The sequence below is a fragment of the Pseudomonas sp. 10(2024) genome, assembly GCF_045164175.1.
Lineage (GTDB): Bacteria > Pseudomonadota > Gammaproteobacteria > Pseudomonadales > Pseudomonadaceae > Aquipseudomonas > Aquipseudomonas alloputida.
This window is the reverse complement of record NZ_CP174006.1, coordinates 1529933-1542396: the sequence shown is the minus strand read 5'-3', so window position 1 is coordinate 1542396 and position 12464 is coordinate 1529933. Positions and strand designations below refer to the sequence as shown.

Genomic DNA, 12464 nt, shown 5'->3' with positions numbered 1-12464 from the left:
AAGAGCGCAGCTTAGGACAACAGGAGCGAAAGATGAAAGCGCCGCGCGTAACCCTTGACCAGTGGCGAACCCTGCAAGCAGTGGTCGATCACGGCGGGTTTGCCCAGGCCGCCGAGGCCTTGCACCGCTCGCAGTCATCGGTCAGCTACACCGTGGCCCGCATGCAGGAGCAGCTGGGCGTCCCGCTGTTGCGCATCGATGGCCGCAAGGCGGTGCTGACCGAGGCCGGCAATGTGCTGCTGCGCCGCTCGCGCCACCTGGTCAAGCAGGCCAGCCAGCTCGAAGACCTGGCCCACCACATGGAACAGGGCTGGGAAGCCGAGGTGCGCCTGGTGGTCGATGCCGCCTACCCCAGCGCCCGCCTGGTGCGCGCGCTGGCTGCGTTCATGCCACAAAGCCGCGGCTGCCGGGTGCGCCTGCGTGAAGAAGTGCTGTCTGGCGTGGAGGAAGTGATGCACGAAGGCATCGCCGACCTGGCCATCAGCAGCTACAGCATCGGCGGCTACCTGGGCGCCGAATTGAGCGCCGTGGAGTTCATCGCCGTCGCCCACCCCGAACACAGCCTGCACCGCCTGGGACGCGAACTGACCTTCCAGGACCTGGAAAGCCAGCTGCAGGTGGTGATCCGCGACTCCGGCCGCGCCCAACCGCGCGACGTCGGCTGGCTGGGCGCCGAGCAGCGCTGGACCGTCGGCAGCCTGGGCACCGCCGCCACCTTCGTCAGCAGCGGCCTGGGCTTTGCCTGGCTGCCCCGTCACATGATCGAGCGCGAGCTGCGCGAAGGCGTGCTCAAGCCATTGCCGCTGGATCAGGGTGGCAGCCGCCACCCACTGTTCTACCTTTACTCGAGCAAAGAGAAGACCCTGGGCCCGGCCACGCAGATTCTCATCGACCTGCTGCGCAATTTCGACACCGCGCCACTGGACGTGCCCTTCGCAGCCCCCCCACAAGCCTGAGAGGACCGCGCCCATGGCCTATTTCGAACACGAAGGATGCACGCTGCATTACGAGGAATATGGCCAGGGCGAACCCTTGGTGCTGCTGCACGGCCTGGGCTCCAGCTGCCAGGACTGGGAGTTGCAGGTGCCGGTGCTCAGCGGCCACTACCGGGTGATACTCATGGACATCCGCGGCCACGGTCGCTCCGACAAACCCGCTGACGGTTACCAGATCGCCACCTTCAGTGCCGACCTGCTGGCCCTGCTCGAACACTTGCACACAGGCCCGGTGCACTTCGTCGGCCTGTCCATGGGCGGCATGGTCGGCTTCCAGTTTGCCGTCGACCACCCTCAATGGTTGCGCAGCCTGTGCATCGTCAACAGCGCCCCCGAGGTCAAGCGTCGCACCCGCAGTGACTGGCTATGGTGGTTCAAGCGCTGGAGCCTGGCGCGCGTGCTCAGTGTCGAAACCGTCGGCAAGGGGCTGGCCGAACGGCTGTTCCCCAAACCACAACAAGCAGACCTGCGGCAGAAGATGGCCCAGCGCTGGGCGCGCAACGACAAACGCGCCTACCTGAAAAGCTTCGACGCCATCGTCGACTGGGGCGTGCAGGAACGCATCGGGCAGATTCACTGTCCTACCCTGGTGATCGCCGCCGACCACGATTACACGCCGATACAACTCAAAGAGCGCTACGTCGCCCTCATACCCAACGCCAGGCTGGTCGTCGTCGACGATTCCCGGCACGCTACACCCCTCGATCAACCCGAGGTCTTCAACCAGACCCTGCTGCAGTTCCTCGCAGCCGCTTCCACCTCTCAAGGATCTTTGAGCCCATGCTGAAAAAACTCCTGCTCACCGCCTGCTCGGTCGCCTTCGCCACCAGTGTCATGGCTTCCGACAAGACCCCGCACGTCCTGCTGGACACCAGCTTCGGCCAGGTCGAAATCGAGTTGAACGCCGAGAAGGCACCGCTCAGTACCAAGAACTTCCTGGAGTACGTGGACAGCGGCTTCTACAACAACACCATCTTCCACCGCGTGATCCCGGGGTTCATGGTCCAGGGCGGCGGTTTTACTGACCAGATGGTGCAGAAGAACACCAACGACCCGATCAAGAACGAGGCCAGCAACGGCCTGCAGAACACCCGCGGCACCCTTTCGATGGCACGCACGTCCAACCCGAACTCGGCCACCAGCCAGTTCTTCATCAACGTCGCCGACAACGACTTCCTCAACCCAGGTCGCGACGCCGGTTATGCCGTGTTCGGCAAAGTGACCAAAGGCATGGAAGTGGTCGATCAGATCGTCAACTCGCCGACCACCATCAAAAAAGGCATGCGCGACGTACCGGCCGATCCGGTCTATATCAAGTCCGCCAAACGTATCGACTGACTGCAGGCTTCACAGGGATGTGAAACCGCCTGAGGGTCGGACGAACAGGAGTGTTGTCGCCCATGCTGTACCGCCGTTTCGAAAGACTGATCGATATTTTCCGCGAGGCACCGAGCGAAGCCCCCCCGAGCACGGTGTGGCCGTTCTATCTGTACTACCTGCGCCAGGTATGGCCTAGTTTTCTTGCACTGCTGGTGGTTGGCCTGTTCGCCTCGCTGATCGAGGTGGCGATGTTCAGCTACCTCAGCCGCATCATCGACCTGGCTCAGGGTACGCCCAATGCCAACTTCTTCAGCGAGCACAGCGGCGAGCTGATCTGGATGCTGGTGGTGGTCCTGCTGTTGCGGCCAGTGTTCTTCGGCCTGCATGACCTGCTGGTGCACCAGACCATCAACCCTGGCATGACCAGCCTGATCCGCTGGCAGAACCATACCTACGTGCTCAAGCAGAGCCTGAACTTCTTCCAGAGCGACTTTGCCGGGCGCATTGCCCAACGCATCATGCAGACCGGCAACTCGCTGCGCGACTCCGCCGTACAGGCCGTGGACGCGCTATGGCATGTGCTGATCTACGCCATTACGTCGCTGGTGTTGTTTGCCGAGGCCGACTGGCGCCTGATGCTGCCGCTGCTGTTGTGGATCATCGGCTACATCGCCGCGCTCTGCTACTTCGTGCCGAGGGTGAAGGAACGCTCGGTAATTTCTTCCGACGCCCGCTCCAAGCTCATGGGGCGTATCGTCGATGGCTACACCAACATCGCCACCCTAAAGCTGTTCGCCCACACCGACTACGAACAGCAATACGCTCGCGAAGCAATCCGCGAACAAACCGAGAAAACCCAGCTGGCCTCGCGGGTGGTCACCAGCATGGACGTGGTCATCACCACGCTCAATGGCCTGCTGGTGGTCACTACCACCGGCCTTGCCCTGTGGCTGTGGAGCCAGTCGCTGATCACCGTTGGCGCCATCGCCCTGGCCACTGGCCTGGTGATCCGCATCGTCAACATGTCAGGCTGGATCATGTGGGTGGTCAACGGCATTTTCGAGAACATCGGCATGGTGCAGGACGGCCTGCAGACCATCGCCCAGCCGGTCACCGTCACCGACCCGCCCAATGCGCCGGCACTGAAGGTCAGCCGCGGCGCGGTGCGTTTCGATGACGTCGACTTCCATTACGGCAAGGCTGCCAATGTCATCGAAGGGCTCAACCTAGACATCCGCCCTGGCGAGAAAATTGGCTTGATCGGCCCGTCCGGGGCTGGCAAGTCGACCTTGGTCAACCTGCTGTTGCGCCTGTACGACGTACAGGGTGGGCGCATCCTCATCGACGGCCAGGACATTGCCAAGGTGAGCCAGGCCAGCCTGCGTGCACAGATCGGCATGATCACCCAGGATACCTCGCTGCTGCACCGTTCGATTCGCGAAAACCTGCTGTACGGCCGCCCCGGTGCCAGCGATGCAGAACTGCATGAAGCTGTGCGCCGCGCGCGGGCTGACGAGTTCATCCCACAGCTTTCGGATGCCCAGGGCCGCACCGGTTTCGATGCCCATGTGGGCGAACGCGGGGTCAAGTTGTCGGGCGGTCAGCGTCAGCGTATCGCCATTGCCCGGGTCCTGTTGAAGAATGCGCCGATCCTGATCATGGACGAGGCCACCTCAGCGCTGGACTCGGAGGTGGAGGCTGCCATCCAGGAAAGCCTGGAGACGCTGATGCAGGGCAAGACGGTGATTGCCATCGCCCACCGGCTTTCCACCATTGCCCGTATGGACCGGTTGGTAGTGCTGGACAAGGGACGAATTGCCGAAAGTGGCAGCCACAGTGAGTTGCTGGAGCAGCAAGGGCTGTATGCCCGGTTGTGGCACCACCAGACCGGAGGTTTTGTCGGGGTCGATTGACGCTTGCACCGGCCTCTTCGCGGGCTCGCCCGCTCCCACAGGATCACCACAGGCCTCAGAACTGTGCAATACCTGTGGGAGCGGGCAAGCCCGCGAAAAGGCCGGCACAGGCAACACAAAACGCTCAGTCCCGGCGGTAGGGCAACATCCCCCGCGCCTCTTCGGCATACCCCTTGACCCCTTCCCGTTCCTGCAGCAGAAAATCCTCCACCGCCCGCCGCAACCCCGGGTGCAGCAGGTAATGCCACGACCGCGTCAACACCGGCTCGAAACCGCGAATCAACTTGTGCTCCCCCTGCGCCCCGGCATCGAAACGCTGGTAACCCTCGGCAATGGCAAAGTCCATGCCCTGGTAGAAACACGTCTCGAAATGCAGCCGATCGAACTCATCCAGGCAGCCCCAATAGCGGCCAAACAGGCTGTCGCCGCCCACCAGGCTCAGGGCCATCGCCACATCACGCCCGCCCTGGCGAGCCATTACCACGCGCACCGCCTCGGGCATGCGTTCGGCCAGCAGGCTGAAGAACTCACGGGTCAGGTAAGGTGCCCGGCGGCGCACCGCATAGGTGTTGGCATAGCACAGAAAGACGAAATCCCACTGTGCCTCGTCCAGTTCATCACCGCGGTACCAGCGGAAGTCGATACCCTGCCCCGCCACCTGCTCGCGCTCCTTGCGCATCTGCTTGCGCTTGCGCGAGCTGAGGCTGTCGAGAAAGTCCTGGAAGTCGCGATACCCCCGGTTTTGCCAGTGAAACTGGCAGCCCAGGCGTTCCATCCACCCAGGCAGGCCCGCCAACTGCGCGTCCAGCGCCGGGTCGGTGAAATTGATATGCGCTCCGGAAAGCCCACCCTTGCCCAGATACTCCGGCAGGGCCTGCAGCATCAACAAACCGTCAGCCGGATCGGCCGCCAGCAGCCGTGGGCCGCTGACCGGGCTGAACGGTACAGCGCCAAGCAGTTTTGGGTAGTAGGCGATACCGGCCCGCTCACAAGCATCGGCCCAACCATGATCGAACACATACTCGCCAAATGAGTGCCACTTGCGGTACGCGGGCAACAGCGCCCGTACCTGTCCGTCACGCTCCAGCACCAGGTGCTCGGCGGCCCAGCCCGTGTTGCGCGCCACGCTGCCGCTGTCCTCCATTGCACTGAGAAAAGCATGGCGCAGGAAGGGTTGGCCGGCTGGCACAAGGGCATCCCAGGTGGCCGTCGAAAGATCACGCAGGTGGGCAAGGCTGTACAGGCTGGTCACGTTTTCGGCTCGCTGTCTGAAGACCGTCAGTATCCCCAAGGAAGGCCCGTCGCTCAAATGACGAACGCCGGGTGGGTCCTTCAATACTCAATTACTTAACAACAGTGCCACTAATCAGACATTAATCTGTCATTGGCCCCCGCAATACTTGCGCCTGTTTTCCGGAACCCTAGAACCTGTCTATTCAGGCCCTTTCCGAAGACATGCCAACGCAGGGGCAGGCGCTTGAGCCTCCCCCATTTTTTTCAGTAGGGAGAACCTTATGCGTCTTGTTTCCACACTTACCGGAGTAAGCCTCACCGGCATGATGCTGGCCCTGAGTGCCCCGGCCAGTGCTGCTGTCGACGCCAAGCTGCTCGAAATGCTCCGCGCCAATGGCTCGATCAACCAGGCGCAGTACAACGAACTGCAGGGCGACCTGGCAAAAGAAACCAAGGAAAAGGCCGACCAGAAAGCTCAGTCCGAACGCATGAGCTCCTTTGAACAAAAAGTGGCATGGGCCGCCAAGACCCAGATCAAGGGTGACGTGCGCCTGCGTTACGAAGACGTCAACGTCGACGATCCGAACAGCAGCAGCGGCAACCAGGACCGCCAGCGGGTACGTGCCCGTGTCGGTTTCTACAGCGAGATCAACCCGCAGGTCGACGCTGGGGTCCGTATCGCCACTGGCAGCAGCGCTGACCGACGTTCGACCAACCAGAGCTTCGACAACTACTTCGACAAGAAGTCGCTGTGGGTCGACCTGGCCTACCTCGACTGGCACCCGACTGCAGTCCCTAACCTGCACCTGATTGGCGGCAAGATGCAACAGCCTTGGGTGAGCATGGGCGACATCATCTGGGATAGCGACATCAACCCGGAAGGTGTGGCGGCCACTTACAAGGCTGACCTGGGCGGGGCCGAAGTCTTTGCCAGCGCCGGTCAGTACACCCTGAAGGACAACGTCGATGGTGACGGCGTCCAGTACAAGCACGATGCGCAGGTCTACCACGGCCAGTTGGGCGCCAAGTTCGCGCCGGCCGACGTGCTCAAGCTCACCGTGGGTGCCAGCATCTATGGTTACGACAACGACAAGGAAGCCGCCATCCTGCAGTCGTTCGGCAACACCACCAACGAGTTCAATCTGGTGGAAGGCTTTGGCCAGATCGACTTCACTGGCTTGGCCATTCCGTTGTCGGCCTATGGCCAGTACGTGAAGAACACCGACAGCACCGACGGCGAAGATCAGGCCTGGCTGGCTGGCCTGAAAACCAAAATGGGTGCCTGGAGCCTGGACTACAACTACCGCGATGTGCAGCGTAACGCGGTGGTCAGCCTGTTCACCGATTCGGACTTCGGCAACGGCTACACCGGTTCGCGTGGTCACAAGTTCAAGGTCGGTTACGAAATCGACAAGAACTTCTCCCTGGGTGCTGCCTACCTGATGGCCAAGACCGACCTGTCGCAGCTGCCGAACAGCAATGCTGACGTCGACACCCTGCAGGTTGATCTGGAAGCCAAGTTCTAAGCAACACCCTGCTCTGCTTCACCTGAAGCGGGAAACGCCGACCCCATCCGGCGTTTCCCGCTTCTTTTTGCCTGTGTGAAATGCGCCGGCCCCTTCGCGGGCTTGCCCGCTCCCACAGAATCACCACAGACCTTGAGAACTGTGCTGTACCTGTGGGAGCGGGCAAGCCCGCGAAGAGGCCGTAACAGGCGCCTGATGAATCAGCGCTTGCGCAGAATCACGCTACCAATCGAATACCCCGCACCAAACGAGCTCAACACGCCCAACGAGCCCTTGGCCAGGTCATCCTGGTACAGGTGGAAGGCAATCACCGACCCCGCCGAGCTGGTATTGGCGTAACGGTCCAGAATCACCGGTGCCTCTTCCTCGGCCACTTCACGCCCCAACAGTTTCTTGACGATCAGCTGGTTCATGCTGAGGTTGGCCTGATGCAGCCAGAAGCGCTTCACGTCGCCCGGTTGCAACCCGTTCTCCTGCAGGTGCTCACCGATCAGCTCGGCCACCTTCGGGCACACCTCGCGGAACACCTTGCGGCCTTCCTGGATGAACAGCTTGTCCGCAGCGCCTTCGCCCTCTTCCGCCGCACGGTTGAGGAAGCCGAAGTTGTTGCGGATGTTGTTGGAGAACTCAGTCCAGAGCTTGCTGCTGACGATGTCGAACTGGTGCGCCGAAGTGGCCTGGTCGGCACGCTCCAGCAACACGGCGGTGGCGGCATCGCCAAAAATGAAATGGCTGTCGCGGTCACGGAAGTTGAGGTGGCCGGTGCACACTTCGGGGTTGACCATCAGCACCGCCCGCGCCTGGCCCAGCGCTACGCTGTTGGCGGCGGTCTGTATGCCGAAGGTGGCCGACGAGCAGGCCACGTTCATGTCGAAGGCAAAGCCCTGGACACCCAGTGCCTGTTGCACTTCGATGGCGATCGCCGGGTAAGGGCGCTGCAAGTTGGAGCAGGCGACGATCACCCCGTCGACATCAGCCGCCGTCCGGCCTGCGCGCTCCAGGGCCTGGCGGGCAGCGGCCACGGCCATTTCACACAGCACCGACGGTTCATCGTTGCTACGCTCGGGCAGGCGCGGCTTCATGCGCTGCGGGTCGAGGATACCGGCCTTGTCCATGACAAAGCGGCTCTTGATGCCCGAGGCCTTTTCGATAAACGCCGCGTCGGAGAGCGGCGCCGCCTCGACTTCACCGCGCTCGATGGCGGCAGCGTTGTCCTGGTTGAACTGCTGCGACCAGGCATTGAAGGAAGCCACCAGCTCTTCGTTGGAAATGCTCTGGGCCGGGGTGTACAGGCCGGTGCCGCTGATCACGACGTTATGCACGGTCGTTCCTCTGGTCAAAGGCCATCGCCACAGGGCGCTGGCTGGAAACATGACAGGTTAATGGCACTTTAGTGCCAATTCAGGGGCATACGTTTACCCCCGCGCGGCGGGCTTATCCGCCAAGGGCCGCAAAGCGGCCCCTAACGCCCCAAAGTTTGCCACAAATAATGGAGGTTAGCCTTCCACCTGACTCCATTGTTTGCTCAATCGCTTGTCAGAAATCGGCACCTTGGTCCCCAACTGCTGGGCAAACAGCGACACTCGATATTCTTCCAGCCACCAGCGGTACACGGTCAGTTGCTCATCGCGCTTGCCTTCCTGGGCATGCTTGTCGGCACGGGCCTTGTACTGCGCCCACAAATTGGCCAGCTCGCCGCTCCACACCCGGTCCTTCTGTACTTGCGAGCCGAGTTTCTCGAGGCGCAATTCAACCGCCTTGAGGTAACGCGGCAACTCCTTGAACCACACCCCAGGCGTTTCGCGTACGAAGCCCGGGTACACCAGGTTGCCTAGCTGCTGCTTGATGTCGTTCAGTGCCACCGCTTGGCTCAGGTCGATCTTGCCCTTGAAGCGTTTCTGCAGACCATGCCACAGCTTCAGCACTTCCAGGGTCTGCCTTGCCAGGCGCTCGGCATGCTCGGCCCAGCTGCCGCGCTTGCGTTCAGCCAGCGCGGCCAAGGCCGCGCCATCACGTGGCAACGGTTGTTCGCCTTCAAGGATGCAACTGTCCAGGCTGGCCAGCAGAATGTCTTCGACCAGCGCTTCTACCCGCCCCATTTCACGGTACAGCAGGCCCAGCTCGGTCAGCCCCGGCAGCTTGCCGCGCAGGAACTTGGCTGGCTCGGCCAGTTGCTGCAGCAACAGCCGTTGCAAGGCGCGGCGGTGCTGAAACTCGGCTTCGGCCTGGGTCGAGAAACGCCCTTCACGCACAGTGCCGTTGTCTTCCACCAGTGCCGGGTACACGGTCATCGACAGGCCGGCGATCTTCTGCTGGGCGGTCTGCTTCACTTCGCTGAAGGCCTTGGCCTGCACCGGCTGCTCACCCTTGGCGTCACGCGGCACGGCCAGGGCAGCCTGGCTGGCGGCAGCAAAGCGCGCGGTCAGTTCCGCCAGGTCGCGGCCTTCGCCAAGGAACTTGCCCTGGCCATCGACCACTTCGATGTTCATGCGCAGGTGGCCCTCGACCTGGTTGACCGACTCGTCCCAGGCCTCGTCCGACACACGTGCACCGGTCATGCGCAGCAGTTCCTGGCCCAGGGCCTGAGGCAGCGCCCCTTGGCCGAAGGTCATGCGTGCCAGCGAAGCCTTGACGAAGTCTGGCACCGGGACAAAGTTCTTGCGCAGGGCCTTGGGCAGGTTGCGCACCAGCGCCACGCACTTGGCCTCCAGCAGGCCCGGCACCAGCCACTCCAGGCGCTCGCCCGGCAGGCTCGGCAACAGCGGTGCCGGCACCCGCACCGTCACACCATCACGGGGGTGGCCGGGCTCGAAGTGGTAGCTCAGCGGCAGGCGCAGATCGCCCACCTGCATACTGTCGGGGTACTGTGCGGCGGTCACTTCGCTGGCCTCGCGGGCCAGCACGTCCTCCTCGCGCATGATCAGCAGGTTGGCGTCCTTCTGGCTGCCCATGCGGTACCAACTGTCGAAGGTCGCCGTCTGGTGGATTTCCGCCGGCAGGCGCGCTTCGTAGAAAGCGTACAGCGTTTCTTCGTCAGCCAGAATGTCACGCCGGCGAGCCTTGGCTTCCAGCTCGTCCAGCTCTTCAAGCAGGCGTTTGTTGGCCGCCAGGCACTTGGCCCGCGACTGGATTTCGCCACCCACCAGGCCTTCACGGATAAACAGCTCGCGCGAGGTCGCCGGGTCGATCGGGCCGTAGTGCACCGGCCGACGGCCGACCAGGATCAGCCCGTAGAGCGTGATCTGCTCGTAGGCCACCACCTGCCCGCGCTTCTTCTCCCAGTGCGGCTCGAAATGGTTTTTCTTGATCAGGTGGCCGGCCAGCGGCTCGATCCAGTCCGGCTCGATCCTGGCCACCATGCGCGCATACAGCTTGGTGGTTTCGACCAGCTCGGCAGCCATGACCCACTGCGGGCGCTTGCGCCCCAGGCCCGACGAAGGATGCACCCAGAAGCGCCGCTGACGGGCGCCCTGGTAGTCGCCCTCTTCGGTCTTCTGGCCAATCTGGCTGAGCAGCCCGCTGAGGATTGCCTTGTGCATCTTCTGGTAATCGGTCGGTTCCTTGTTCACCGTCAGCTGCAGGTCACGGCAAATCAGCGCCAACTGACGATGAGCATCGCGCCACTCGCGCAGCCGCAAGTAGTTCAGGAACTGCTTGCGGCACCAGTTGCGCAGCGGGTTGGCGGTCAGCGCCTGGCGTTGTTCCTCGAAGCCGCGCCACAGGTTGACCAGCGCAGCGAAGTCCGAGTCCACGTCCTTCCACTGTGCGTGCGCCTGATCGGCGGCCTGCTGGCGTTCTGGAGGGCGTTCACGCGGGTCCTGCACCGACAGCGCGCTGGTGACGATCAGCACTTCCTGCAGGCTGCCCAGGCGCGCGCCTTCAAGCAGCATGCGGCCCAGCCGCGGGTCGATCGGCAAGCGCGCCAGCTGGCGGCCAATTGGCGTCAGCTGGTTCTCGCGGTTGACCGCCGAAAGCTCCTGCAACAGGTTGAAGCCGTCGCTGATGGCTTTGCCATCCGGCGGCTCGATGAACGGGAAGGCATCGATTGCGCCCAGGCGCAGGTGCAACATCTGCAGGATCACCGCCGCCAGGTTGGTGCGCAGAATCTCCGGGTCGGTAAACGCTGGCCGGCTGTTGAAGTCCTCTTCGCTGTAGAGACGCACGCAAATGCCCGGCTCGACCCGGCCGCAACGGCCTTTACGCTGGTTGGCACTGGCCTGTGACACGGCCTCGATCGGCAGGCGCTGGACCTTGGCGCGGTAGCTGTAGCGGCTGATGCGCGCAGTACCGGTGTCAATCACATAGCGGATGCCAGGCACGGTCAGCGAGGTTTCGGCGACGTTGGTGGCCAGCACCACGCGGCGCCCGGTGTGCGGTTGGAAGATACGCTGCTGCTCGGCCGGCGACAGGCGCGCGTACAGCGGCAAAATCTCGGTATGGCGCAGTTGCGCCTTGCGCAGGATCTCGGCGGCATCACGGATTTCCCGCTCGCCCGGCAGGAAGATCAGCACATCGCCCGGGCCCTTGCCCTCGCTGCGTTCGTGCTGCGCCAGCTCGTCGAGGGTGGCAAGGATGGCCTGATCGACGGTGAGGTCATCCTCGATCTGGTTGCCCTCTTCGTCCTGTTCGCTGGTCAGCGGACGGTACCAGGTGTCCACCGGGAAGGTGCGCCCGGACACCTCGATGATCGGCGCACCGTCGAAGTGCCTGGAGAAGCGCTCCAGGTCGATGGTGGCCGAGGTGATGATCAGTTTCAGGTCCGGTCGGCGATGCAGCAACGTTTTCAGGTAGCCGAGCAGGAAGTCGATGTTCAGGCTGCGCTCGTGCGCTTCGTCGACGATGATCGTGTCATAGCGTTCAAGGAAGCGGTCATGCTGGGTTTCGGCCAGGAGAATGCCGTCGGTCATCAGCTTGACCAAGGTGTTGGAATCGCTCTGGTCTTCGAAACGCACCTGGTAGCCGACCAGCGCGCCCAAGGGCGTGCCCAGCTCTTCAGCGACTCGCGCGGCCACGCTACGCGCTGCGATCCTGCGTGGCTGGGTATGGGCGATCAACCCATGGCTGCCACGGCCAAGCTCCAGGCAGATTTTCGGCAACTGGGTCGTCTTGCCAGAGCCGGTTTCGCCGGCGATCACCAACACCTGGTTTTCGGCCAAGGCCTTCTTGATTTCGTCACGTTTGGCGGCGATGGGCAGGTTGTCGTCGTAGCGTACGGTCGGCACGCTCTGCTGACGCGCGGTGACCTGAGCGCAGGAGGCCTGGACCTTCTCCACCCATTGCGCCAGCTTCGCCTCGTCGGGGCGCTTGCGCAGTTCGTGCAGTTGCCGGCGCAGGCGATGGCGGTCGGCAATCATGGCGTGGTCGAGGTTTTGCAGCAGTTTGTCGATGGCGTGGTCAGTCATGGGGCTTTTTAGTGATGCAGGTGAGCCTGCTTTTTCATGATCGGCATTCGGAAAGTCGGGCGATTGTCGCAGATT

The 12464-nt window shown here is 62.7% G+C and carries 8 protein-coding genes; 5 read left to right on the top strand and 3 right to left on the bottom strand.

Translation table 11 applies throughout. The annotated features are described in order from the left end of the window. The first annotated feature begins 32 nt into the window (after positions 1–32). The 4 genes from ACI7M0_RS07100 (at position 33) to ACI7M0_RS07085 (ending at position 4228) form a co-directional block, all read left to right on the top strand. The gene (locus tag ACI7M0_RS07100; protein ID WP_003254610.1) at positions 33–956 is read left to right on the top strand and encodes a LysR family transcriptional regulator; all 924 of its coding nucleotides are present in this window, start codon (positions 33–35) and stop codon (positions 954–956) included. A gap of 13 nt (positions 957–969) precedes the next feature. After that, entirely contained in the window at positions 970–1782 is an 813-nt protein-coding gene (locus ACI7M0_RS07095; RefSeq protein WP_020191623.1) for an alpha/beta fold hydrolase, read from the top strand. Further along, the gene (locus tag ACI7M0_RS07090; RefSeq protein ID WP_047604243.1) at positions 1776–2333 is read left to right on the top strand and encodes a peptidylprolyl isomerase; all 558 of its coding nucleotides are present in this window, start codon (positions 1776–1778) and stop codon (positions 2331–2333) included. Before ACI7M0_RS07095 ends, ACI7M0_RS07090 begins: the two co-directional genes overlap by 7 nt. 62 nt (positions 2334–2395) lie before the next feature. Then, the gene (locus ACI7M0_RS07085; RefSeq protein WP_129932889.1) at positions 2396–4228 is read left to right on the top strand and encodes an ABC transporter ATP-binding protein; all 1833 of its coding nucleotides are present in this window, start codon (positions 2396–2398) and stop codon (positions 4226–4228) included. Positions 4229–4352: 124 nt separating this feature from the next. On the opposite strand, the gene ACI7M0_RS07080 is transcribed toward ACI7M0_RS07085, so the two are convergent. Continuing rightward, on the bottom strand, positions 4353–5480 hold the full coding sequence (locus ACI7M0_RS07080) for a GNAT family N-acetyltransferase (protein WP_129932890.1): 1128 nt from the start codon (positions 5478–5480) through the stop codon (positions 4353–4355). A 262-nt stretch (positions 5481–5742) separates the two neighbouring features. Between ACI7M0_RS07080 and ACI7M0_RS07075 the strand changes: the two genes are divergently transcribed. After that, the gene (locus ACI7M0_RS07075; protein WP_003254615.1) at positions 5743–6987 is read left to right on the top strand and encodes a putative porin; all 1245 of its coding nucleotides are present in this window, start codon (positions 5743–5745) and stop codon (positions 6985–6987) included. A 200-nt stretch (positions 6988–7187) separates the two neighbouring features. On the opposite strand, the gene ACI7M0_RS07070 is transcribed toward ACI7M0_RS07075, so the two are convergent. Beyond that, entirely contained in the window at positions 7188–8309 is a 1122-nt protein-coding gene (locus tag ACI7M0_RS07070; RefSeq protein ID WP_049587008.1) for a beta-ketoacyl-ACP synthase III, read from the bottom strand. A 174-nt stretch (positions 8310–8483) separates the two neighbouring features. Continuing rightward, a complete protein-coding gene (hrpA, locus tag ACI7M0_RS07065; RefSeq protein ID WP_129932891.1) occupies positions 8484–12389 on the bottom strand; it encodes an ATP-dependent RNA helicase HrpA in 3906 nt (1301 codons plus the stop codon). Positions 12390–12464: the final 75 nt, after the last annotated feature.

Excerpts from the sequence above, each read along its gene's own strand:
- ACI7M0_RS07100 (WP_003254610.1), top strand. The coding sequence starts at position 33 with ATGAAAGCGCCGCGCGTAACCCTTGACCAGTGGCGAACCCTGCAAGCA.
- ACI7M0_RS07095 (WP_020191623.1), top strand. The coding sequence starts at position 970 with ATGGCCTATTTCGAACACGAAGGATGCACGCTGCATTACGAGGAATAT.
- ACI7M0_RS07090 (WP_047604243.1), top strand. The coding sequence starts at position 1,776 with ATGCTGAAAAAACTCCTGCTCACCGCCTGCTCGGTCGCCTTCGCCACC.
- ACI7M0_RS07085 (WP_129932889.1), top strand. The coding sequence starts at position 2,396 with ATGCTGTACCGCCGTTTCGAAAGACTGATCGATATTTTCCGCGAGGCA.
- ACI7M0_RS07075 (WP_003254615.1), top strand. The coding sequence starts at position 5,743 with ATGCGTCTTGTTTCCACACTTACCGGAGTAAGCCTCACCGGCATGATG.
- hrpA (WP_129932891.1), bottom strand. The coding sequence starts at position 12,389 with ATGACTGACCACGCCATCGACAAACTGCTGCAAAACCTCGACCACGCC.